Here is a 22052-nt window from a genome sequence, read left to right as displayed (position 1 = left end):
CTGGGCGGCAGGACTCCCGCCCGCGGGCTGGGCACTGTGATCCAGCACAAGGCCGGTTGTAGCCTTTGCACAAATGGAGCTTGCGCGGCAGCCACCGTATGCTCGATGCATGTCCGAGCCGATCACCACTCCCGCAAAACGCAAGCCCGCCTCCAGGGCGATGTCTCCGGAGAAGGTTGAAACGCTCAAGAAACTCCGGGCGAGCGTCGGCCAGCTCTCCACCACCACGCTGCGCCAGCTCGAGAAATCCCTGCCGTGGTACAGCCGGCTGAACTCTGACGAACGCTCGGCTTTGGGCATGGTGGCCCAGAACGGCATCGCCGCGTTTGTCACCTGGTTTGAGCGGCCCAGCTCGCCGTCGTGGATCCTTTCGGACGTCTTCGGCACCGCTCCCACTGAACTCACGCGCTCCATCAGCCTGCAAAAGGCCCTTCAGTTAATCCGGATCGTGGTGGAAGTGGTTGAGGACCAGGTCCCCGTGATCGCCCCCGAAGCGGATCAGGGCGCGCTGCGAGAAGCGGTCCTGCGGTACTCCCGGGAGGTGGCGTTTGCGGCCGCGGACGTCTATGCCCGCGCCGCCGAGACCCGCGGTTCGTGGGACACCCGGCTGGAAGCGCTCATTGTGGACGCCATCCTCCGTGGCGAAAATACCGATGCCCTCCGCTCCCGGATCGCCGCCCTGGGCTGGAAAGCACAGGAGCGCTTCACGGTCATGGTGGGCAATACCCCGTCCGAACCAAACGCCAGCTACGTCAGCGAATTGCGCCGCACTGCCGGGCGCTTCGCCGAGGACGCCCTCGTGGGCATCCAGGGTGACCGGCTCATCCTCATCCTCGGCGGGGTGCACGACCGGGAGACCGCTTTCCTGAAGCTCGCCGAACTCTTCGCCCCCGGTCCGGTGGTTTACGGCGCTGAGGCCGGCTCGCTGCTGGAGGCCAGCGGTTCGGCCCAGTCCGCGTTTGCGGGCCTGACCGCTGCCCGTGCCTGGCCCTCCGCGCCCCGCCCGGTTGCCGCCGATGATCTCCTGCCGGAGCGAGTGATCTCCGGTGACGACGCCGCCCGCCGCTCCCTCGTCAAGAACATTTACCGCCCCCTCCTCGCCGCGTCCAACGGCCTGGTGGAGACCCTCGGGACCTACCTCGAACTGGGCCACTCGCTGGAAGCGACTGCCCGCGAACTCTTCGTCCACGCCAACACTGTGCGGTACCGGCTCAAGCGGGTCTGCGACGTCACGGGCTGGGATCCGCTGCTGCCCCGGGAGGCCTTTGTGCTGCAGACAGCCCTTGTTGTCGGCCGCCTCGCAGCCCAGCCCAAGCCGGCCACGGAGCGCCAGCCGACCCGCCACAACCCCTGAGCAGTTGTAGACTTCCTACAAAGTGACCCGATGAGCTTGGTGCATCAATACACCGAGAAACACCCCGTAGTTTGGAAAGCTGGTTACGTGCTTGCAATCGTTTGCCCTGGACAGGGCTCCCAGACCCCCGGATTCCTGGCCCCTTGGCTGGAACTGCCGCCCGTTGCAGGCCACCTGGCGGCCCTGAGCGACATCGCAGGGATCGATCTTGCCGCCCACGGCACCACTTCGGATGAAGAAACCATCAAGGACACAGCCGTCGCGCAGCCCCTGATCGTCGCCGCCGGGCTGGTGGCCGCGCAGTCGCTGTTCGACGTCGAATTGGGCACCCTGCCGGTCATCCTTGCCGGTCACTCCGTCGGTGAGATCACGGCCTCGGCGCTGGCCGGCGTGCTCACCGAGTCCGAAGCCATGACCTTCGTCCGGGAACGGGCGAACGGCATGGCCGCTGCCGCCGCAGCGACGCCGACCGGCATGAGCGCCGTCGTTGGCGGGAACCCGGCAGAGGTCCTGGCCGCCATCGAGGGCTTCGGCCTGACACCGGCCAACGTCAACGGAGCGGGCCAGACCGTCGCCGCCGGAACCCTGGAGCAACTCAAGGCCCTCGCGGAGAACCCGCCGGCCAAGGCCCGGGTTATCCCGTTGAAGGTTGCCGGCGCCTTCCATACCTCGCACATGTCCCCCGCGGTCGCGGCGCTGCAGGCCCTCCGGCCCACGCTGCACCCGCGCGACCCGCAGGTACCCCTCCTGTCCAACTTCGACGGCGCGGAAGTCACCGACGGTGGTGCCGCCGTCGACAGCCTGATTGCCCAGGTGTCCCGCCCGGTCCGCTGGGACCGCTGCATGGAAACGCTCGTGCAACGCCGCGTGACCGGCGTGATTGAACTGGCACCGGCCGGCACTCTCGCCGGGCTCGCCAAGCGCGGCATGCCGGGCGTGAAGACCGTGACTGTCAAGACCCCGGACGACCTCCCCGCCGCCCTGGCCCTATTCGCAGAACTGGAAGGACAGGCATGAGCGTGCCCACGTTGAAGCAGGCCCCCCTGCACGAGAACACCCGCGTGATGGGAGTCGGCGCCTACCGGCCCGACGTCATCGTCACCAACGATGACGTCTGCCAGTGGATCGATTCCTCCGACGAGTGGATCCGCCAGCGCACCGGCATCATCACCCGGCACCGTGCCTCCGCTGACGTCAGCGTGATCGACATGGCGGAAGGCGCTGCCCGCGAAGCCCTGGAGAAGGCCGGCATCGAGGCGTCCCAGCTCGGCGCCGTCATCGTCTCCACGGTGACGCATCCCTACGCGACGCCGTCGGCCGCAGCCAGCCTCGCAGACCGCCTCGGCGCGACGCCTGCACCTGCCTTTGACATCTCCGCCGCATGCGCCGGGTACTGCTACGGCATCGCCCAGGCCGATTCCCTGGTCCGCTCCGGGGCGGCGGACTACGTCCTTGTGGTCGGCGCGGAGAAGCTCTCGGACGTCATCGACAACACCGAGCGCACCATCTCCTTCCTGCTCGGTGACGGTGCCGGCGCCGTGGTGATCGGCCCTTCCGACACCCCGGGCATCGGCCCGTCGGTGTGGGGCTCGGACGGCAGCAAATGGAACGCGATCGGCATGACCAACTCCATGCTGGACCTGCGCCAACAGGCCATGGCAGGCAAACCGGGCGGTTCGCTCAGTGCCGAGGAAGCCGCCGTCACCGACGCGGCCGTGTGGCCGACGCTGCGCCAGGACGGCCAGACGGTCTTCCGCTGGGCAGTCTGGGAGATGGCCAAAGTGGCACAGCATGCACTGGACGCCGCCGGCATCACCGCCGACGACCTCGCGGCTTTCATTCCGCACCAGGCCAACATGCGGATCATCGATGAAATGGCTAAAAAGCTGAAGCTGCCGGAGAACGTCCTGATCGCACGGGATATCGCCGACGCCGGCAACACCTCCGCGGCCTCCATTCCCCTGGCCACCCACCGCCTGCTGAAAGAGAACCCCCAGCTCAGCGGCGGCTTGGCACTGCAAATCGGCTTTGGCGCCGGACTCGTCTTTGGCGCCCAAGTGATCGTGCTTCCGTAAGCCTTTCCTCAGCTTCATATCCCAGAGCAGACCGAATCCTCGGTTTGAGTCATTTCCGCCCAGGGCTGCCGGCACGCCGGCCGTCCGGGCAATAACAAGAAAAGGAGCCAACATGGCTAGCAACGAAGAGATCTTGGTCGGCTTGGCTGAAATCGTCAACGAAGAGACCGGCCTGGCCCCCGAGGCTGTGGAGCTGGACAAGTCCTTCACCGAGGACCTGGACATCGATTCCATCTCGATGATGACGATTGTGGTCAACGCTGAAGAGAAGTTCGGTGTCCGCATCCCGGACGAAGAGGTCAAGAACCTCAAGACCGTCGGCGACGCCGTCAGCTTCATCGCGAACGCACAGGCCTAAGTAGGGCCCGGCCGGTCCGGGGGAGCAACCGCACCCCCGGACCGCGCCACTTGCAGCACCCTCCCCTTGCAGCACCCCAGATTTTTTCAAACGCAGGCCCCGGCACGCTTTCTGCAAGCACCGGAAACGGCAGGCGCACCGACAGAGAGTGATCCCATGGCACGCAAAGTAGTCATTACCGGTCTGGGTGCCACCACACCCATCGGCGGCGATGTCCCCACGATGTGGAAGAACGCGCTGAAGGGCGTCTCGGGCGCGCACACGCTCGAAGATGACTGGGTGGCCAAATACGAGTTGCCCGTCCACTTTGCCGCCCGCGCGTCGACTCCCGCCACGGACGTCCTGGCCCGGGTTGAAGCCAAGCGCATGGACCCGTCCACGCAGTTCGCCGTCGTGGCCTCCCGCGAGGCCTGGGCCGACTCGGGCATCACAGAAATCGACCACGACCGCCTCGCGGTGGCTTTTGCCACCGGCATCGGCGGCGTCTGGACCCTCCTGGACGCGTGGGACACCCTGCGCGAAAAGGGCCCCCGCCGGGTCCTGCCCATGACCGTGCCCATGCTGATGCCCAACGGCCCGGCCGCGGCGGTCAGCCTTGATCTGGGCGCCCGCGCAGGCGCCCACACGCCCGTCTCCGCCTGTGCGTCCGGCACTGAAGCCGTTCACATGGGCTTGGACCTGATCCGTTCCGGCAAGGCCGACGTCGTTGTCTGCGGCGGCGCAGAGGCCGCGATCCACCCGATGCCGATTGCCGCGTTCGCGTCCATGCAAGCGCTGTCCCGCCGTAACGACGATCCCGAACACGCCTCGCGCCCGTACGACCGCGACCGTGACGGCTTCGTGATGGGCGAGGGCGCCGGCGCCCTGGTTCTGGAAGCCGAGGAACACGCACTGGCCCGCGGCGCCCGGATTTACGCCGAGCTCGCCGGAACCTCCGTCACTGCCGACGCCTATCACATCACCGCCCCGGACCCGCAGGGCCTGGGCGCCACCCGCGCGCTCAAAGCCGCCATGTTCGACGGCCGCATCCAGCCCGAAGACGTGGTGCACGTCAACGCGCACGCCACGTCCACGCCGGTCGGTGATAAGCCCGAGTACGCTGCGCTTAAGGCCGCCCTCGGCAAGCATGTGGACGACGTCGCGGTCTCGGCCACAAAGTCCCAGATGGGCCACCTGCTCGGTGCCTCCGGTGCCGTGGAAGCTGTGCTGACCGTGATGGCCGTCTACGACCGTAAGGTGCCCGTCACGATCAACCTGGAGAACCAGGATCCCGAGATCCCGCTCGACGTTGTCACCTCCGCCCGTGAGCTGCCCTCCGGGAGCATTGCGGCGCTGAGTAACTCCTTCGGCTTCGGCGGCCACAACGCTGTGATCGCCGTGCGCAGCGTCTGACTCCCGCTGCTGCAGCCTCCGGCAACGACTGATGGCGGCAATGTTCTTCGTGAACATTGCCGCCATCGGTCATTTGGCACAGCTATGGTGAATGTTTGGTGCTCCTGCGGAAGTGGCCTAGCCCACTTGATGGAGCCAGCGCACCGGAGCGCCGTCGGCAGCGTGCCGGAAAGGCTCCAGCTCCTCGTCCCAGGCTTCGCCGAGCGCCAGTGACAGTTCGTGGTAGACCGCGGAGGGATCCCCGGCGCCGGACTCATAGGCGTACCGGATGCGGTCCTCGGAGACCATGATGTTGCCGTGTACGTCCGTGACGGCGTGGAAGATGCCAAGCTCCGGAGTGTGCGACCAACGTCCGCCGTCGACGCCCTGGCTGGGCTCTTCCGTAACCTCGTAGCGCAGATGGGCCCAGCCCCGGAGGGCAGACGCCAATTGAGCCCCCGTGCCCGGATTTCCGGTCCACGACAGCTCGGCCCGGAACATTCCGGGCGCTGCTGGCTGAGCAGTCCACTCAAGGTCGGTCCGCTTGTCCACAACGGACCCTATGGCCCACTCAACGTGGGGGCACAGGGCAGTTGGGGCCGAGTGAACAAACAACACACCGCGGGTCAGTGCAACAGACATTCCATCCTCCATAGCTGTAGGTACGTCTTCCCCAACGACCTCTGCCTGGATGTTTGTCTACTGCGCGGGTCCCGTCATGCTCTGGGTGGTCCTTGCCAGACTATTAAGTTGCCGCCCGGTTCCTGAGGTTCAAGCGCTGATGCTCAAGACCATCAAGTGGCGCTTGAGAGTTGCCGGGCGTGAGTCCCATTGTGCCGTACCCCACCTCATTACGCCAGCGACCTTCGGCGCGTCCTCCCGGGCACGCCACGCGGCGTGTCGTATGTGGACATAGTGCGCGTCGGCCCTTTTGTCGGCGCCCGTCTCAGGCCCGCGGGTGAGCCTGCTGGTAGCTCTGCCGGAGCCTCTCCACGGAGACGTGCGTGTAGATCTGGGTGGTGGCCAGGCTGCTGTGACCCAAAATTTCCTGTACGGCGCGGAGGTCAGCTCCGCCGTCGAGCAGATGCGTGGCGGCAGAGTGCCGAAGGGCGTGCGGACCGGTTGCGGCCGTGTCCCCCAGTGCCTCCAGCAGATCGTGGACCACACTGCGGACCTGCCGCTGGTCCGCACGTCTGCCGCGGGCCCCCAGGAAGAGCGCCGCGCCCGAGGTGGCCGTGGCAAGGGCCGGCCGGCCACGGCGGAGCCAGTCGTCGGCGGCGAGCGCCGCCGGCAGGCCGTACGGCACAGTTCGTTCCTTGTTGCCCTTGCCGAGCACCCGGAGAGTTCTCCTGTCGGGATCGAGGTCGTCCACGTCGAGTCCGGCCAACTCGCCGACCCGGATCCCGGTGGCGTAGAGGAGTTCCACCATGGCCCGGTTCCGCAACGGCAGGGGCCGTCCCCCGGCCGCGGCGGCCTCTGCGCCTTCGACGAGCCGAAGCACCTGCTGCTGATGCAGCACGCCAGGCAGCGATTTTTCCCGTTTCGGGGCCTTTAAGCGCAGGGCGGGGTCCGCGGCGAGCAGTTCCTCACGCACGGCCCAGGCGGTAAACGCCCGGGCGGTGGCGGAGCGGCGCGCCAGCGTGGCGCGGGACATGCCTGCCTCGCTCTGCACGCCGAGCCAGTGCCGTAGAGTGCCAAGTTCCAGCCCAGCGAGATCCTCGACTCCCTCGGAGGCCGCATGCTCGAGGAGGCTGCCGACATCGGAGAGGTAGGCACGTACCGTGTGGGCGGAACGCCCCCGTTCGGCTTCCAGGTACCGGCCGAAGGCCTGGGCGGCTGCGGCCAGTGCGGCCGGGATCTGCTGTGTGGGCACTCCCCTACTCTCGCAGGAAACACCCGGCGATCAAGGAGCCGCACGGCGAGCCGCCATCAGCCCGCAGCGGCGGAGCGCTTCCAGCCGCCGCGGTACGTCTCAGCCAGGCCCAGCAGCCCCAGCCGGCCCAGCCCGGCACGGACGGAATCGGCGCTGAGGCCAGCGACGACAGTGAGTTTTTCGATGGAACTCGTGGTCCGCATGGGCAGGGCGTCCAGCAGGATGAGGTCTTCCAGCGTCAGCCCGTCCTGCACGGCCGCCGGGCCGTTCCTGACCTCGGGCAACAATTCGCCACTGGGGCCGGAGAGCTCCGCGATCTCCCCCGCGTCGGTGACGCAGACAGCACCGCCTTCCCGGAGCAACCGATGACAGCCCGCGGAATTTGCGCTGTGCACTGACCCCGGCACGGCACCGACAGCCCTGCCCAGGGTTTCCGCATGGTGTGCCGTGTTCAACGCGCCTGATCTCCACCGTGCCTCCACCACGACGGTGACGGAAGCCAGCGCGGCGATCAACCTGTTGCGCTGCAAGAATCTGTAGCGCGTGGGCGCGGAGCCCGGCGGGACCTCGGCCACCACCGCGCCCTGGTTCGCAACGGCACGCAGGAGGTCCTCGTTGCCGGCCGGGTAAAAGCGGTCCACTCCCCCGGCCATGACAGCAATGGTGGGCATGCCGGCGCCAGCGCCCGATCCACCGGCGAGGGCTGCGCGGTGGGCGTGGGCATCAATACCGTAGGCGCCGCCGGAGATGATCGTGAACCCCCGTTGGACTAGTGCATAGGCAAGATCGCCCGTGACCGCGGCGCCATAGGCGGTGCTGTCCCGGGAACCCACCAACGCAATGGACCGCGCTGCCCGGGGAAACTCCTGCTCGCTGCCGCGCCACCAGAGACACAGCGGTTCCTGTAATCCCAGGTCGGCCAGTTGGCCGGGCCACAGCCCGTCGGAGGGAATGATCAAGCGTCCCCCGAGCCGCTGCATGGTGGCGAGGTCCCGGGCCGGAGCCAGGTCCGGGGCTCTCGGCGCCCAGCGCTTCCGGGCCGTTCCCAACCCTGTCCAGCCGCTGCCCGAACCGTTCTCGTCCAGCAGCTGGAACATCTCGCGCTCCACCTCGGGCCCAGCCGCCAGCTGGCCGGTGGCGATCCTGAGCGCGTCCTCCGCCCCGGCAACCCGCACGAGCGCAAGTCCGGCGGCGTCCTGGGGTTCGAACAGCCGGGATAGCGCAGCCCGGGCGGTGCGTTCTGTCTCAGCCATGGTTTGTCCTTTCACGAGCTGGCGTGGGGTTCTGCAGCCGCACTCCGGGGCGGCGGGAGGCAAAATGACGGTCAAGCGGCGGCATCGGCCTGCCGGAGGCTGAGGGCCAGTCCGATGTCGTCCGCTGCCGGGGCGTCACGCTGTCCCAGGTCCGCGAGGGTCCAGGCGAGACGCAACACCCGGTCATAGCCGCGGGCCGTCAGAGACCCGCGTTCCATGGCACGGTCAAGAATCCGGGTTGTCGGGGCAGGGAGCCGCAGGACACCCCGCAGGACGCGGCCGGGCACCTGGGCGTTGGTCTCCATGCCATAGGGCAGCAGCCGTCCGAGTTGGCGCTCCCGTGCGGCGTGCACCCGGGCCGCGATGGAGGCGGTGTCCTCCTCGGCCTCTGGCTTGCCGAAGTCGGCCAGGGATACCCGCTCAACCTGCAGCTGGATGTCCACCCTGTCCAGCAGCGGGCCGGACAGGCGGGCCAAGTACCGCCGCCGCATGGTGGGCGTGCAAACACAGTCCACACCCTTGCCTGTGGCTTTGCCGCAGGGACAGGGATTTGCTGCGAGCACCAGCTGGAAACGGGCCGGGTACGCTGCCGTTCCAGCCGACCGGTGCAGCACCAGCTCGCCGCTCTCCAGCGGCTGCCGGAGCGCATCCAGGACCCTGCGCTCATACTCCGGTGCCTCATCAAGGAACAGCACCCCGCGGTGGGCACGGGATGCAGCACCGGGCCGCGGCAGCCCGGAGCCACCGCCGATGATGGACGCTGACGTGGCCGTGTGATGCGGGTTCTCGTATGGAGGCCTGCGCACGAGTTGGAGGGAAGCTGAGGTCAGCGAGCAGAGCGAATGGATGGCGGTCACCTCCATGGCCTCCGCGTCGCCGAGGTCCGGAAGGAGCCCGGGAAGCCGTTCAGCCAGCATCGTTTTTCCCGCACCGGGAGGACCGGTCAACAGCAGATGGTGTGCGCCGGCGGCGGCGACCTCCAGCGCCCTCCTTGCCTCCCCCTGCCCGGCGACGTCGCGCATATCCAGTGGTGGTGAGGGCGTCGTTCCTGGATCAGCTCCGGCGCCGTCACGTTCGAGTTCTGGCTCGACATCAAGAGCCAGATCCTGCGGATCGGCGCCGAAGTCGAAGGCCAGGCGGGCCAGCGTGGCATAACCCTGCACGCGGGCGCCGGGAACGAGGGCTGCCTCGGCGGCATTCGCCTGCGCTACGACGACGTCGGTGTAGCCGGCCCGGACCGCCGCCATGACGGCCGGAAGAACACCCCGGACGGGCCGCAGCCTGCCGTCAAGTCCCAGTTCGGCGATGAACACTGTCCGTCCGGTGGAACGGACATCGTTGGATGCCAGGAGAGCGGCCATGGCGATGGCCAGGTCGAAGCCGGAGCCGCGTTTGGGCAGCGACGCGGGGATGAGGTTCGCCGTGATCTTGCGGCGGCTCAAAGGTATCCCGGAATTCTGCGCAGCCGACCGGATCCGTTCTTTGGCCTCGTTGAGCGAAGCGTCCGGCAGGCCCAGGATGATGAACGCCGGGAGGGTCTGGCCGATGTCGGCTTCCACCTCGACGATGTAGCCGTTCAGCCCCACGAGCGCCACCGAGTAGGTCCGGCCGAGCGCCACCTATGCCACCCCTTTGAGGTGTTCAACGGCAGGTTCGCCGCTGCCGTCGTCGAGAACCGCCACGACATCCACCCGGCGCGGCGGCTGCAGCAGTCCATGGTGGCGGCACCAGGCCGCGGCCAGGCGGTGCAGCCGCGCCAGTTTGTCCGCACCCACGGCTTCGAACGGGTGGCCATACGCGAGGGACGTGCGTGTCTTCACTTCGGCGAAGACCAGAGTGCCGCCGTCGACGGCGACAATGTCGATCTCGCCCTCGGGACACCGCCAGTTGCGGTCCAGGATCCGCATCCCCTGAGCCTCGAGGTAGCCGGAGGCGAGTTCCTCACCGCGACGGCCCAGCACGTCCTTTGCTCTCATGTATCCAGCGTGCGGGCGGCACAGCGGGCAACCCAGAGCGTCAGGGCCCTATGTGGATAGCCGGAGCTTATCTCGTGGTGTGGAGGAGAAGTGGGCGCGCGTCCACCGGCCGGACCCGGCTACGGCCGGGTAACCGATGAACGGACGGGTCAGTTGCCCAGGTCGCCGACCTTGGGCAGGGCCAGTTCCTCATTGCGCGGAAGTTCCTCGACGTTGACGTCTTTGAACGTGATCACGCGGACGCTTTTGACGAAGCGGGCGGAGCGGTAAACGTCCCAGACCCAGGCGTCCTGCAGGGTCAGATCGAAGTAGACCTCGCCGTCGGCGCTCCGGGCCTGCAGGTCAACGTGGTTGGCCAGATAGAAACGCCGTTCGGTCTCGACCACGTAGGTGAACAGTCCGACAACGTCGCGGTACTCGCGGTAGAGCTGCAGCTCCATGTCGGTCTCATAGTTTTCAAGGTCCTCGGCACTCATGGTTCCATCTTGCACCATCCGGCGCGGGCTGCGCGCCACGGTCCCGGTGGGCTGGACCCCGGCGGCGGAAACCGGGCGGGCCGCCAGGGGGCCTCAGTCGCTGAGCAGCTGCCAGCTCACCCGGTGGTAGGGCGTGGGACCGGCGGCGCGGAGTGCGTCCTTGTGAATGGCGGTGCCATAGCCTTTGTTCACGTCCCAGCCAAAGGCGGGGTGCTCGGTATGCAGGCCGCGCATGATTCCGTCACGTTCCACCTTCGCAAGAATGGACGCGGCGGCGACGCTCAGGCACTGCATGTCCGCCTTGACCAGGGTGTGCACGGGCGCGTCGCAGCCCGGCTCAGCGGGGCCGTCGTCGAACAGGGACGGTTGGGACTGCGGCGACAGCCAGTTGTGGCTGCCGTCCAGCAGCACAACGTCGGGGGTCACCCCGGCGGCGAGGATGGCAAGCCAGGCCCGCGTTCCGGCGAGCCGGAGTGCGGCGACGATGCCGACGTCGTCAATCTCCTTGGCCGTTGCGTGCCCGACGGCGGATGCCACACTCCAGCTCCGCACCAACGGAACCAGGCGTTCGCGGTCCGCAACCTTGAGCAGCTTGCTGTCCCGCACGTCGGCGAGCAGTGTCTGCTGCTGAAGATCCACTACCGCGATGCCCACGCTGACGGGTCCGGCGAGGGCGCCGCGGCCTACCTCGTCGACGCCGGCCACCAGGCGGGCGCCGGAGCTTCGGAAGCGGCGCTCGTAGTCGAGGGTGGGGGCTTCGGACATGGTTCAGCCGCTACTTTCCGGCCGGGGCGGGCACACCGCGGAAGACATCGGGGTAGTTGTCCAAGGCGCCGAGGCGGTTGAAGGGCCAGGCGATGACGGCGGCCCGGCCTTCGATGTCGGCGATGTCGACGAAGCCGCCGTTGGTGTCCGCGTGGGCACGTGAGTCGGCGGAGTGGTTGCGGTTGTCACCCATCACCCAGACCTTGCCGTCGGGGACGACGACGTCAAAGTCGCGGATCTGGGGCACCTCGGCGGGATTGATGTAGGTCTCCTCCAGCGGCGCGCCGTTGACCATGATCCGGCCGCCGGTGTCGCAGCAGACCACATGGTCGCCCGGCAGCCCGATCACGCGCTTCACGAGATGCTGCTCGGAGTTGTCCGGCAGCAGGCCGATAAACGTCAGGCCATCCTGCACCCAGGTAAAGGGACCGGCCGGCTTCGACACCGCGGGAGCCAGCCAGCCCTGGGTGTCCCGGAAGACAACGACGTCGCCGCGCTCCAGGGCAAACGGTTCGGGGACCAGGAGGTTCACAAAAATGCGGTCATTCACGTCCAGCGTGCTGACCATGGATTCGGAGGGAATGTAGAAGGCCCGGAAGAGGAAGGTCTTGATCAGGAAGGACAGCACGATGGCGACGAGCACCACGGTCGCCACCTCCTTCACCCAGAGGAACAGCGGGCTGTGACGCGCCTGGGCTTCCGCCCGGCGTGCGTTTTTCGACGAGTTCCCTGCGTGGGCCGGTCCGCCCGCGGCGGGAATGCCGGACGCCGGGCTGTCGGGCGCCGGGCTGTCGGGCGCCGCCGCGGACACGGACTCGGGCGGAGACGCCGGGGCCGTCGGAGACGCGGGAGACGCCGCTTCCGCAGACTGCGGCAGCTGGGACGTCTGAGTGGCGCGGGCATCCGGAGCGCCGGCACCGGGGGTCGAGCCGGGATCCGTGCGGACACCGGTCTCCGAGGAGCGCTCCGCGCCGGGGATCGCTGCGGAGGTCACCCGGGGCTGGTCCTGCCCCCTCGGATCGGGATTCCGGGGTCCGGTCTCGGGCATCTACTGTCCGTTCTTCTCTGTTGTTGGAGCGGTCTCTGTTGAAGCGGCCTCGGCGGGCCGTGCTACTGCTGCAAATCTATCAAGCGGCCAGATGATCTGGACGGGTCTGCCGACCACCCGTTCCTGCGGGACCATGCCCCCACCGGGGGCCCCCAGCAGACTTCGGGAATCGGCGGAGAGGGCGCGGTGGTCCCCCATCAGCCAGAGACGATCAGGCGGAACGCTGACGCTGAATTTCAGTTCGCTGGGGGCGTCGCCTGCATAAAGATAGGGTTCCGCAACTTGCTGACCGTTCACTGTGAGGTGGCCGCCGGTGTCACAGCAGACCACCTGGTCACCGGGGAGCCCGATGACGCGTTTGATGTACGTGCTGTCGGCGCCGGAGAGACCCACCCAGTGTCCGACGCCGGCCAGAAAGTCCAGCAAGGCGCCGTTGCCGCTGTTCAGCGGTGCGAAAGAGCCCCGGCCGTCGAAGACGACGATGTCGCCGCGCCCGAGCGGGTCGGCGCGGAAATCCGTGCGGGACACGAGGATTCTGTCCCCCTCGCGGAAGAGCGGCTCCATCGAGGCGGACGGGATGTAGTACACATCGATCCACAGGGACCGGACCAATCCGCTGATGACCACGGCAAGGACCAAGGCAAGCAAAGCAAAACGCCAGCCGAGTTTCCTGGGCTGGCGTTTTGTTTGTTCCATGATCCGTATCCTCTAACGCTTTTCGAACGTGAACAGCGCTGTTGCGGATGTTCCGGCGCTGGCCGGACACGGTCCGTGGACCCGCAGGGAAGTCCGAAGGACTTATTTGCCGGTCAGGAAGTCGCGCTTTTCCTTGATCTTTGCGGCCTTGCCGCGCAGGTTGCGCATGTAGTACAGCTTGGCGCGGCGCACGTCACCCTTGGACACGAGCTCGATCTTGTCGATGATCGGGGAGTGCACCGGGAAGGTACGCTCCACGCCGACGCCGAAAGAGACCTTGCGGATGGTGAAGGTTTCGCGCAGGCCATCGCCGTGGCGGCCCAGGACGAAGCCCTGGAAGACCTGGACGCGGGAGTTCTTGCCTTCGATGATGTTCACGTGAACCTTGAGGGTGTCACCCGCGCGGAACGTCGGAACATCGGTGCGCAGCGAGGCTGCATCTACGGAATCGAGAATATGCATTGATTCACTCCTGGCAAACGCCACAGGTCATTTACGTGGGGTCACGGCGGCCAAGCCCGGGCAAAGGTGCGGCCCGGAAATCCCCGCCGAAAATTGTTGATCCGGCACCGTCAGGAATTGACGGGGCCGGGGTGCCGCGCTGTTGGTGACGCTCCCCCTGTGGCAGGTTCGCTACCCAGCAGGCACAAGGACTAATTTTGCCATACCCGGGCCCATCCAGCCAATCCGGTCAGGCGGGGTTACCGCCGGCGTCGGGACGCAGCGCAAGGCGGCCGTCGACGACGGCGTACCCCAGGTCAGCGAAGGCCGTCCGGTCCGCGCGGGGCAACTTGCCGGCGTCGAACCCGGCGAGCAGGTCCGGGCGGCGTTCGGCGGTGCGCCGGTATTGCTCGTGCCGGCGCCACTGGGCGATCTTGCCGTGGTTGCCGCTGAGCAGCACTGCCGGAACGTCGCGGTCCCGCCAACTCGACGGCTTGGTATAGACGGGGTACTCCAGCAGCCCGTCTGAGTGTGATTCCTCCACGAGTGATTCTGGGTTGCCGACGACGCCGGGCAGCAGCCGTCCGATGGCCTCCACCATCGCCAGCACAGCCACTTCGCCGCCGTTAAGAACATAGTCACCGAGGCTCATGGGCCGCACCGTAAAGTGCTCAGCCGCCCATTCCATGACGCGTTCATCGATGCCTTCGTAGCGTCCGCAAGCGAACACCAGCGTCTCTTCCCCCGCGAGTTCCTGCGCCGTGGCCTGGCTGAACCGTTCGCCTGCTGGCGAGGGCACGATCAGTACCGGTTTGGCTGCCTGCTCCTGGCCGAAGGGACCCGAAGCGGGATAGTCCGAACTCGAAGCCTCGGAGCTGGAAGGCTCGGGGCTGGAAGTGTTCGATCGTCCGGCGGCGACGGATGCCAGGGCCAGCGCCCACGGCTCGGCTTTCATCACCATGCCGGCGCCGCCGCCGTACGGGGTGTCATCCACGGTCCGGTGGCGGTCGGTGGTGAAGTCCCGGAGGTCGTGGACGTTGAGTTCCAGCAGCCCGTCCTGCCGCGCCTTGCCAATCAATGACAGTTCCAGCGGGGCCAGGTACTCGGGAAAGATGGTGACGACGTCGATCCGCATTTAGGCGTTGTCTCCGGTGTTGTCGCTGGCGTCCGCGCTGACGCTGGTGTCGGCCGGACCGGCGGACGCGGGCTTGGCTTTGGTCTCAGCTTTGGCCTCGTCCTCGGCGTTAACTTCGAAGAGTCCCGGTGGCGGGGTGACGAGGACGTAGCCTTCGCCGACGTTGACCTCCGGGACGATCTGCTCCACGAACGGGATCAGGACTTCCTTGCCGTCGGTGGCGGTGACTACCAGCAGGTCCTGGACCGGTAGGGTGTGGAGGCCGGAAACCTTGCCCACCACCTGGTCGCCGACGCGGACCTCCAGGCCTTCAAGCTCGTGCTCGTACCAGCCCTCGTCGTCGTCATCGTCGTCGAGCCCTTCGGTTTCCACGAAAAGCTTGGCGCCGCGAAGGGTCTCCGCCTCGTTTCGAGTCTCAATTTCCTCAAACGCGAGCAGCAGGATGTCCTTGTTCCACCGGGCGCTGAGAATCGTCAGCGGCCCGGCCGTGGCGGGCTCCACCACGAACTGGGTTCCCGCAGTGAAGCGGTCACCGGGCGCGTCCGTGAGTACCTGGACGGTCACTTCGCCGCGGATGCCGTGGGGCTTGCCGATTCGTGCCACCTGGAGCTGCATCTGATCCTCTGTTCGGGGTTGGTGATGGTGGGTGCTGGGAAAAACAGTCCGGCCCCTCCACCATTATCTGGTGAAGGGGCCGGACTCAAGACAAGTGTTGCTGAAAGCGTTACCGGCGGCGGTCGGTGTCAACGACGTCGACCCTGACCGGCTCGCCATCCGCCAAAGCTGCCACCACAGTGCGCAATGCGCGTGCGGTGCGGCCCTGGCGGCCGATCACCCGTCCGAGGTCGTCCTCATGAACGCGCACTTCGAGGGTGTCCCCGCGGCGATTGTTCTTGGCACTGACCTTGACATCGTCGGGACTGTCAACGATCCCACGGACGAGGTGTTCGAGCGCTTCGGCCAGCAAGTTACTCAGCCTCGGTGGTCTCTGCTGCGGCGTCGGCGGGAGCCTCGGCTGCATCGTCCTTCTTGGCCTTCTTGGTGATGGCTTCCGGGATAATCACGGAACCCTTTTCCGGCGTAACGAAGGCAGCCTTGGGAGCCTTGGTCTTCAAGGTGCCCTCCTGGCCCGGGAGACCCTTGAACTTCTGCCAGTCACCGGTGATCTTGAGGATCGCGGCAACCTGCTCGGACGGCTGTGCGCCGACGCCGAGCCAGTACTGGGCACGGTCCGTGTCGACCTCGATGTACGAGGGCTCTTCGGTCGGGTGGTACTTGCCGATCTCTTCGATGGCACGGCCGTCACGCTTGGAGCGTGCGTCCATGACGACGATGCGGTAGTACGGTGCGCGCATCTTGCCAAAGCGCTTAAGGCGAATCTTTACGGCCACTTTTGTGGTCACTCCTGTTTCTGAAACGGGGTCGAGCCCGGCGTTCTGCACCCGTGGGGCGGGCCATACTAGGGGGTTCTAAAAGGACAGGATCCGGACGCGGAGAGAGGGGCCACGCAGATCGAGTACCTGTTTATTGTGCCAGATCAGCGGCGGGATTTCGACTTGACACCCGCAACGGGTCCATGAAGGTCCCGATCGGTGCTAGGAAGTCCAGACATATAGGCCGGACTTGCTGGCCGGATCGACGGCGGCGGCGAGCTCGGCAAGCTGCTTCACGTAACGGACGGACTGCCCGGCGCCGAAGGGCATGTCCTCCTCGGCGGCCCAGCTTTCGGCGACCTCCTCGAGGACGTCACCCTCGCCCTCCGTCTCGTAGCTGAGCAGTTCGGCGAGCGCGCGGACCATCGCCGGCGGCACACCGAGCAAAGAATCACTGGCAACGTCCACCATGGCCAGTTCGTAGTCGGCGCCGGCGGCGTGGACCGCGGTGCCGGCAAGATCCCCGAGGCGCTCGATCTCGAAGTCGGTGATGTCCGCGATCCGGACGGCTGCGGGCGCTGCGGGAGCACCACCGTCGAGGGCGGCAGCTCGCTTGAGGGCTTCATCGTGGGTGGAGACAAAGACTTCAGTGAATCCCATGGAACTCGTCCTTAAATATCTGGCGGCGCAAGGCCACGGTTTTCGGCGTCGCTTCAGCCTAGCCGCTCCGGCCTCACTGCAGCCCGAACCTCGCCCCACCCCTACCGGACATGCCCTTCTCCGGCCGCGCCGGACGGGCATAGTGCCTCTATGTCCATTCCTGGACGCGGCCACTGGACATGTCCGGCGCTCAGGCAAGCGGCAGATGGTCATGTGCCGCCGCGCGAGTGGCAGATGGACATGTCCGGGCGGCACCAGAAAGAGCGGGCATGTCCAGCCGTCCTGCGTGTAAAGAATGGACAGGCCCTCCTTTGCCCGCGACGGATGGACATAATGCCACTATGCCCGCCCCCGCCGCGTCCAATGGACATGTCCCCGGGACTGGGAATCGGAGGCCGAGCAAGCTCATTGATCGTCGTGAACGCCGGACATGCTCTGTGGACTGTCTGAACGTTGGGCATGTCCGTCGGTTTGAAAGCCCCTTAAAGCTCACCCGGGCCTTGAGATGCCGCCGGCGGACCTTGGCGGCGACACGACGGCCTGCGCTCAGCCGGACATGCCCTCCCCCGGCCGCGCCGAATGGACATGACGCCGCTATGTCCATTCCACGCCGCAACCAATGGGCATGTCCCGATGGACGGGTTAGCGGACGGTGACGCGGATCCGGTTGCGCCACGGATCCTCGAAGCGCAGTTCGGCACCGGTGTGGTGGGACTGGACGCCGGCGGTCTTGAGCCGGTCCGCGAGGGCTCCGATGTCGTCACCGGAGGGTACTTCGATCAGTACTTCGCCCAAGCCCAGGGTGTCGCGGCGGGGTCCGGCTCCGCGGCTGTTCCACACGTTCATGGCCATGTGGTGGTGGTAGCCGCCCGCCGAGACGAAGAGGGCCTGCCCGTGCCAGCCTGCGGTCTTCTCGAAGCCCAGGGTTCCGACGTAGAAGTTTTGCGCGGACTGCACATCGCCCACCTGGAGATGGACATGCCCGACGCCGGCGGCCGCCTCGCGCTGGCCGGCCAGCGACGCTTCGGTGAGGTGCTGCTCCAGGTACCGCTGCGGCGGCAGGGCGAGGCTGTCCATCACCACGGTCTTGCCGTCCCAGGACCAGGCATCGCGGGGCCGGTCCCAGTACAGCTCGATGCCGTTGCCCTCCGGGTCGTTGAAGTAGAAGGCCTCGCTGACGAGGTGGTCTGCGCTGCCGGTGAAGGACTGCGGTTCGAACTGGGCAGCGGAGGCGATGGTCGCGGCCAGTGCGGACTGGTCCTCGAACAGCAGGGCGGTGTGGAAGAGGCCGGCCTCGCCGCGGGCGGGAACGTTGAGTCCGGGTGCGGGGGCCAGGTGAACGAGTGGCTTCTGCTGGCGCCCGAGGTAGAGGCCGCCGTCCTGCTCGGCCACAATCTCCAGGCCCAGGGCACGCTGGTAGTAGTCGGTCATGACCTTCATGTCGCCAACTTTGAGCATCACGGTGCCCATGGTGAGTTCGGCGGGAAGGAGATCCTGGATGCTGGTTTTTGCGCTCATATGGTCACTCCGGTGCTTGAACGGCCACCGACCTTCGATGACCTTACCTAGAGATAAATTACTTGAAGCTTCAATTTATTCCTAAATGGTCCGGCGCTGTGGCTAAAACACCGGCTCTCCGCGCAGCACGATGTGCTTCAGGGCCTGCAGGGTGGCCAGGCTTCTGCGCGGGTCCTCGGCGCAGACCAGGACGTCGGCGCTGGCGCCTTCGGCGATCGCCCGGGCCCCCAGCCACTCCCGGGCAGCCCACGCGCCGGCGTTGAGGGCAGCTGCGGCCGGAAGCCCGGCCGCATGCAGCGCCTGCAGTTCATCGACGATGCGGCCATGCCGGATGACACTGCCGGCGTCAGTCCCGGCATAGATCGTCACGCCGGCTTCAAACGCTTCCAGGACCCGTTCCGCCCGGCGCTCCCAGAGTGCCAGCATGTGCGCGGCGTACCGGGGGAACTTTGCTCCTGCCTGGGCGGCGATGTCAGGGAAGGTGGCGATGTTGATCAGCGTGGGAACGATCGGCACGCCTTGTTCGACGAAACGCGGCATATGCCGCGGGAGAAGCCCGGTCGCGTGCTCGATGCAGTCGATGCCGGCGTCGAGCATGTCATCGAGCGTGTCCTCGGCGAAGCAGTGTGCCGTGACCCGGGCGCCCTCGTCGTGGGCGGCGCTGATGGCGTCCCGCAGCGCTTCGGCAGGAAAAGAGGCGGCGAGGTCACCGGCGCCGCGATCGATCCAGTCCCCCACGAGCTTGACCCAGCCGTCGCCGGCGCGTGCCTGTTTGCGCACCGCTTCAACCAGGTCTGCAGGTTCGACCTCGACGGCGAAGCCGCGCAGGTACCGCTGCGTCCGGGCAATGTGCCGGCCGGAGCGGATGAGGCGTGGCAGGTCCTTCCGCTGCTGGACCCAGCGGGTGTCGTGGACGGCACCGGCGTCGCGGACCAGCAGCGTGCCGGCGTTCCGGTCAGTCTCGGCCTGCTGCTCTGCGACCTCTCCGGGAACATCCCCCTCGGGACCGAGGCCGATGTGGCAGTGCGCATCGACCAGCCCCGGGATGACCCACCCGTCGAAGACGTGGTCCGGCGCCTGGTGGGGGCGCTGGAACGTCAAAGCACCGTCCACGGCCCACAGGCCGCGGCGCTCCTGGTCCGGGCCGATGAGAACGGGGCCGCTGAATTTGATGATGCTGCTCATGCCCTACAGCCTAGGGCGCGGCCAGCACGGGCGCAGTTTTGCGCGGGCCCCACGGCAGCACGGGCGCAGTTTTGCGCGGGCCTTACGGGCTTTAGGATGCCTGGGCGTGCTGGTGCCGGCCGACGTCGGCAATGAACTCCCGGATGAGCCGGTCCCCTTCGGCGGAATCCTGGGGCCGGTGCCCGCCCGGTGTTGTGCGGTGCACGGCGCCGGTCTCGCGCAGGTACTCCGCGATTTCCTCGTAGAGCGGTTCCCAGCCGCCGGTCAGGACCAGCGTGGGGACGCCCGGGACAATCTGCAGCGGAGCCTCCCAGGCCGGAGCCTGCAGCCGCAGGCGGCGTGCCTCGCGCTGGTCCTCTGGACTGGGTGCGCCCAGCGTTGCCTGGGCGGGGGTCTGGGCCGCGGAGATCCGGCGGACGAATTCGCGGTGAAAGTCCTCATCGCTGAGGTGGTGGCGGACGTCGAAAAGCGGCTGCATCAGGGCCCGGTGGGCCGCTGTCGCGGGCAGTTCGGCGGTAAGCGAGAGGCAGGCCGGTTCCACGAGCGTCAGCGAGTGCACCAAATCAGGACGTTCGACGGCGGCCATCATCGCCGCGATGGCCCCGTGGGAGTGGGCCACCACGTGGCCCCCGGCCACCCCGCGGCCATCGCCGGCCAGGGCGCTGAGCACGACGCCGGCATCGACGGTGAAGTTCGTCTCCAGCGGCTCGGCAACGGGGTCGTACCCGTGGCGGCGCAGGAACAAGGCGTCATAGCGCAGCGCCATGCCGTGCTGTTTCGGCCACGCGGCAGCACCGAAACTGCCGGCCCCGTGGACGAAAACTACGCGCTGCTTGAACATGATCCAACCCTATGGCACCGGACCCACAATGGGCCGGCGACATATCGGCCGCAAGGGCCTATTTGCCGCCGCCGAGGAACTTGTCAAAGCCCTTGGGCAGATTCAGCTGGGACGGATCGAAGTCGGCGCCCTGCTGGCCAAAGGCGGCGCCGGTCGGAAGAGCCTTGGCGCCCTCGGCCCGGCGGGCCTGGGCGTCCTTGAGTTCCTGGGCAGCCTTGGCAGGGTTGCCGGAGCGGGCCTTCTTCTTGGGCGCGCTCTTGGCGTTCTTCCGGGAGCCGCCGCCCATCCCCGGCATCCCCGGCATCCCGGGCATGCCGCCGCCGGCAGCCATCTTCTTCATCATCTTCTGGGCCTGGGCAAACCGCTCCAGCAGGCCGTTGACCTCGGAGACGTGCACACCGGAACCGCGGGCGATCCGGGCCCGGCGGGAGCCGTTGATGATCTTGGGGGCGACGCGTTCGTGCGGGGTCATGGAACGCACAATCGCCTCGACGCGGTCAATCTCGCGCTCGTCGAACTGCTCAAGCTGCTGCCGGATATTCTGCGCTCCGGGCATCATCATGAGCATTTTCTTCATGGAGCCCATGTTGCGGATCTGCTGCATCTGGGCGAGGAAGTCGTCCAGGGTGAAGTCTTCCTGGTCGGCGAACTTCTGCGCCATCCGGGCGGCTTCGTCCTTGTCCCAGGACTTCTCCGCCTGTTCGATCAGGGTGAGCACGTCACCGAGGTCGAGGATGCGCGAGGCCATGCGGTCCGGGTGGAAGAGCTCGAAATCGTCCAGGCCTTCGCCGGTGGACGCGAACATCACGGGCTTGCCGGTGATGGAGGAGACCGAGAGTGCGGCACCGCCGCGGGCGTCGCCGTCGAGTTTGGAGAGCACGATGCCGGTGAAGTTGACGCCTTCATCGAAGGCCATGGCCGTGTTCACGGCGTCCTGGCCGATCATGGCGTCCACCACGAAAAGCACCTCGTTCGGGACGATGGCGCGGCGGATCTGGCGCGCCTGCTCCATCATCTCGGCGTCAACGCCGGTGCGGCCCGCGGTGTCAACGATCACGACGTCGTGCAGGGTGCGCTTGGCTTCCTCGACGCCGGCACGGGCGACGGCGACGGGGTCACCGGCGGGGTGGTCCAGCTCGGTGGAGGTAGCGCCCGGGTGCGGGGCGTAGACGGGCACCCCGGCGCGCTTGCCCACCACCTGAAGCTGGGTGACGGCGTTGGGGCGCTGCAGGTCGCAGGCCACCAGCATGGGGCTGTGGCCCTGCGCCTTAAGGTACTTGGAAAGCTTGCCGGCCAGTGTGGTCTTACCGGCACCCTGGAGGCCGGCGAGCATGATGATGGTGGGGCCGGTCTTCGCGAGCCGGATCCGGCGGGTTTCGCCGCCGAGGATCTCCACAAGTTCCTCGTTGACGATCTTCACGATCTGCTGGCCCGGGTTCAGCGCGGCCGAGACCTCGGCGCCGAGGGCGCGCTCGCGCACCCGTGCGGTGAATTCGCGGACAACGGGGACGGCGACGTCGGCGTCCAGAAGGGCGCGCCGGATTTCGCGGACCGTGGCGTCAACGTCCGCCTCGGTCAGGCGGCCCTTGCCACGGAGATTCTTGAAGGTTGCTGTCAACCGGTCAGAGAGTGAATTGAACACGCGCCGTGCACT

Annotated in this window: 24 protein-coding genes; 5 read left to right on the top strand and 19 right to left on the bottom strand. The window is 67.2% G+C overall.

Going from position 1 to position 22052, the window contains the following annotated elements; translation table 11 throughout:
• The first annotated feature begins 109 nt into the window (after positions 1-109).
• From RCH15_RS06565 to fabF, 5 genes are all read left to right on the top strand, one after another.
• Complete coding sequence (locus RCH15_RS06565) at positions 110-1354, top strand: PucR family transcriptional regulator (RefSeq protein ID WP_326959252.1); 1245 nt, start codon at positions 110-112, stop codon at positions 1352-1354.
• Positions 1355-1441: 87 nt separating this feature from the next.
• On the top strand, positions 1442-2371 hold the full coding sequence (locus RCH15_RS06560) for an ACP S-malonyltransferase (RefSeq protein WP_326959250.1): 930 nt from the start codon (positions 1442-1444) through the stop codon (positions 2369-2371).
• Positions 2368-3429 (top strand): beta-ketoacyl-ACP synthase III, encoded by a 1062-nt coding sequence (locus tag RCH15_RS06555; protein ID WP_326959248.1) that lies wholly within the window; start codon positions 2368-2370, stop codon positions 3427-3429. The genes RCH15_RS06560 and RCH15_RS06555 overlap by 4 nt, the downstream gene beginning before the upstream one ends.
• A gap of 112 nt (positions 3430-3541) precedes the next feature.
• Positions 3542-3787, top strand: coding sequence for an acyl carrier protein (locus RCH15_RS06550; protein ID WP_326959246.1), 246 nt, complete (start codon positions 3542-3544; stop codon positions 3785-3787).
• Positions 3788-3943: 156 nt separating this feature from the next.
• A complete protein-coding gene (gene fabF / locus RCH15_RS06545; protein ID WP_326959244.1) occupies positions 3944-5179 on the top strand; it encodes a beta-ketoacyl-ACP synthase II in 1236 nt (411 codons plus the stop codon).
• A 117-nt stretch (positions 5180-5296) separates the two neighbouring features.
• Here fabF and RCH15_RS06540 read toward each other — a convergent pair whose 3' ends face one another.
• The 19 genes from RCH15_RS06540 to ffh form a co-directional block, all read right to left on the bottom strand.
• Positions 5297-5800 carry a DUF3145 domain-containing protein gene (locus tag RCH15_RS06540; protein WP_326959242.1) on the bottom strand — a complete coding sequence of 168 codons (504 nt, stop codon included), beginning with the start codon at positions 5798-5800 and terminating at the stop codon, positions 5297-5299.
• A 304-nt stretch (positions 5801-6104) separates the two neighbouring features.
• Positions 6105-7031 carry a tyrosine recombinase XerC gene (locus RCH15_RS06535; protein ID WP_326959240.1) on the bottom strand — a complete coding sequence of 309 codons (927 nt, stop codon included), beginning with the start codon at positions 7029-7031 and terminating at the stop codon, positions 6105-6107.
• Between the two features lie 56 nt (positions 7032-7087).
• A complete protein-coding gene (gene dprA / locus RCH15_RS06530; protein WP_326959239.1) occupies positions 7088-8284 on the bottom strand; it encodes a DNA-processing protein DprA in 1197 nt (398 codons plus the stop codon).
• Positions 8285-8355: 71 nt separating this feature from the next.
• On the bottom strand, positions 8356-9903 hold the full coding sequence (locus RCH15_RS06525; RefSeq protein WP_326959237.1) for a YifB family Mg chelatase-like AAA ATPase: 1548 nt from the start codon (positions 9901-9903) through the stop codon (positions 8356-8358).
• Positions 9904-10260 carry a YraN family protein gene (locus RCH15_RS06520; RefSeq protein WP_326959235.1) on the bottom strand — a complete coding sequence of 119 codons (357 nt, stop codon included), beginning with the start codon at positions 10258-10260 and terminating at the stop codon, positions 9904-9906.
• 149 nt (positions 10261-10409) lie between these two features.
• The gene (locus RCH15_RS06515) at positions 10410-10736 is read right to left on the bottom strand and encodes a DUF2469 domain-containing protein (protein WP_326959233.1); all 327 of its coding nucleotides are present in this window, start codon (positions 10734-10736) and stop codon (positions 10410-10412) included.
• 93 nt (positions 10737-10829) lie between these two features.
• Complete coding sequence (locus tag RCH15_RS06510) at positions 10830-11501, bottom strand: ribonuclease HII (RefSeq protein ID WP_326959232.1); 672 nt, start codon at positions 11499-11501, stop codon at positions 10830-10832.
• A gap of 10 nt (positions 11502-11511) precedes the next feature.
• Positions 11512-12495 (bottom strand): signal peptidase I, encoded by a 984-nt coding sequence (gene lepB, locus RCH15_RS06505; protein ID WP_326959230.1) that lies wholly within the window; start codon positions 12493-12495, stop codon positions 11512-11514.
• Positions 12496-12549: 54 nt separating this feature from the next.
• Positions 12550-13245: a signal peptidase I gene (gene lepB / locus RCH15_RS06500; protein WP_326959228.1), complete on the bottom strand. Its 696-nt coding sequence runs from the start codon at positions 13243-13245 to the stop codon at positions 12550-12552.
• Between the two features lie 102 nt (positions 13246-13347).
• Positions 13348-13707, bottom strand: coding sequence for a 50S ribosomal protein L19 (rplS, locus tag RCH15_RS06495; RefSeq protein WP_326959226.1), 360 nt, complete (start codon positions 13705-13707; stop codon positions 13348-13350).
• A gap of 229 nt (positions 13708-13936) precedes the next feature.
• On the bottom strand, positions 13937-14821 hold the full coding sequence (trmD, locus tag RCH15_RS06490; RefSeq protein ID WP_326959224.1) for a tRNA (guanosine(37)-N1)-methyltransferase TrmD: 885 nt from the start codon (positions 14819-14821) through the stop codon (positions 13937-13939).
• A complete protein-coding gene (gene rimM, locus RCH15_RS06485) occupies positions 14822-15436 on the bottom strand; it encodes a ribosome maturation factor RimM (protein ID WP_326959222.1) in 615 nt (204 codons plus the stop codon). It lies immediately after the preceding gene.
• Positions 15437-15545: 109 nt separating this feature from the next.
• Entirely contained in the window at positions 15546-15788 is a 243-nt protein-coding gene (locus RCH15_RS06480; protein ID WP_326959220.1) for an RNA-binding protein, read from the bottom strand.
• Position 15789: 1 nt separating this feature from the next.
• The gene (gene rpsP, locus RCH15_RS06475; protein ID WP_104175432.1) at positions 15790-16212 is read right to left on the bottom strand and encodes a 30S ribosomal protein S16; all 423 of its coding nucleotides are present in this window, start codon (positions 16210-16212) and stop codon (positions 15790-15792) included.
• A 204-nt stretch (positions 16213-16416) separates the two neighbouring features.
• Positions 16417-16854: a hypothetical protein gene (locus RCH15_RS06470; RefSeq protein ID WP_326959217.1), complete on the bottom strand. Its 438-nt coding sequence runs from the start codon at positions 16852-16854 to the stop codon at positions 16417-16419.
• 642 nt (positions 16855-17496) lie between these two features.
• On the bottom strand, positions 17497-18372 hold the full coding sequence (locus RCH15_RS06465; RefSeq protein ID WP_326959215.1) for a VOC family protein: 876 nt from the start codon (positions 18370-18372) through the stop codon (positions 17497-17499).
• Positions 18373-18474: 102 nt separating this feature from the next.
• The gene (locus RCH15_RS06460) at positions 18475-19557 is read right to left on the bottom strand and encodes an amidohydrolase family protein (protein WP_326959213.1); all 1083 of its coding nucleotides are present in this window, start codon (positions 19555-19557) and stop codon (positions 18475-18477) included.
• Positions 19558-19648: 91 nt separating this feature from the next.
• Positions 19649-20398, bottom strand: coding sequence for an alpha/beta hydrolase (locus tag RCH15_RS06455; RefSeq protein ID WP_326959211.1), 750 nt, complete (start codon positions 20396-20398; stop codon positions 19649-19651).
• Positions 20399-20456: 58 nt separating this feature from the next.
• Positions 20457-22040: a signal recognition particle protein gene (ffh, locus tag RCH15_RS06450; RefSeq protein WP_326959209.1), complete on the bottom strand. Its 1584-nt coding sequence runs from the start codon at positions 22038-22040 to the stop codon at positions 20457-20459.
• Positions 22041-22052: the final 12 nt, after the last annotated feature.

Origin of the sequence: Arthrobacter sp. MP_M4 (assembly GCF_035984855.1) — a bacterium.
In the GTDB taxonomy this organism is placed as follows: domain Bacteria; phylum Actinomycetota; class Actinomycetes; order Actinomycetales; family Micrococcaceae; genus Arthrobacter.
Note: the sequence above shows the minus strand (reverse complement) of the source record. Positions and strands in the feature narration are given on the sequence as shown.

Bases quoted from the DNA above. Each gene is read 5' to 3' on its own strand.
- RCH15_RS06550 (WP_326959246.1), top strand. From the start codon at position 3,542: ATGGCTAGCAACGAAGAGATCTTGGTCGGCTTGGCTGAAATCGTCAAC.
- RCH15_RS06470 (WP_326959217.1), bottom strand. From the start codon at position 16,854: ATGGGATTCACTGAAGTCTTTGTCTCCACCCACGATGAAGCCCTCAAG.
- trmD (WP_326959224.1), bottom strand. From the start codon at position 14,821: ATGCGGATCGACGTCGTCACCATCTTTCCCGAGTACCTGGCCCCGCTG.
- dprA (WP_326959239.1), bottom strand. From the start codon at position 8,284: ATGGCTGAGACAGAACGCACCGCCCGGGCTGCGCTATCCCGGCTGTTC.
- RCH15_RS06465 (WP_326959215.1), bottom strand. From the start codon at position 18,372: ATGAGCGCAAAAACCAGCATCCAGGATCTCCTTCCCGCCGAACTCACC.
- RCH15_RS06515 (WP_326959233.1), bottom strand. From the start codon at position 10,736: ATGAGTGCCGAGGACCTTGAAAACTATGAGACCGACATGGAGCTGCAG.
- fabF (WP_326959244.1), top strand. From the start codon at position 3,944: ATGGCACGCAAAGTAGTCATTACCGGTCTGGGTGCCACCACACCCATC.
- RCH15_RS06540 (WP_326959242.1), bottom strand. From the start codon at position 5,800: ATGTCTGTTGCACTGACCCGCGGTGTGTTGTTTGTTCACTCGGCCCCA.
- RCH15_RS06455 (WP_326959211.1), bottom strand. From the start codon at position 20,398: ATGTTCAAGCAGCGCGTAGTTTTCGTCCACGGGGCCGGCAGTTTCGGT.
- RCH15_RS06510 (WP_326959232.1), bottom strand. From the start codon at position 11,501: ATGTCCGAAGCCCCCACCCTCGACTACGAGCGCCGCTTCCGAAGCTCC.
- RCH15_RS06520 (WP_326959235.1), bottom strand. From the start codon at position 10,260: ATGAGAGCAAAGGACGTGCTGGGCCGTCGCGGTGAGGAACTCGCCTCC.
- rplS (WP_326959226.1), bottom strand. From the start codon at position 13,707: ATGCATATTCTCGATTCCGTAGATGCAGCCTCGCTGCGCACCGATGTT.
- RCH15_RS06565 (WP_326959252.1), top strand. From the start codon at position 110: ATGTCCGAGCCGATCACCACTCCCGCAAAACGCAAGCCCGCCTCCAGG.
- RCH15_RS06555 (WP_326959248.1), top strand. From the start codon at position 2,368: ATGAGCGTGCCCACGTTGAAGCAGGCCCCCCTGCACGAGAACACCCGC.
- rimM (WP_326959222.1), bottom strand. From the start codon at position 15,436: ATGCAGCTCCAGGTGGCACGAATCGGCAAGCCCCACGGCATCCGCGGC.
- lepB (WP_326959228.1), bottom strand. From the start codon at position 13,245: ATGGAACAAACAAAACGCCAGCCCAGGAAACTCGGCTGGCGTTTTGCT.
- RCH15_RS06460 (WP_326959213.1), bottom strand. From the start codon at position 19,557: ATGAGCAGCATCATCAAATTCAGCGGCCCCGTTCTCATCGGCCCGGAC.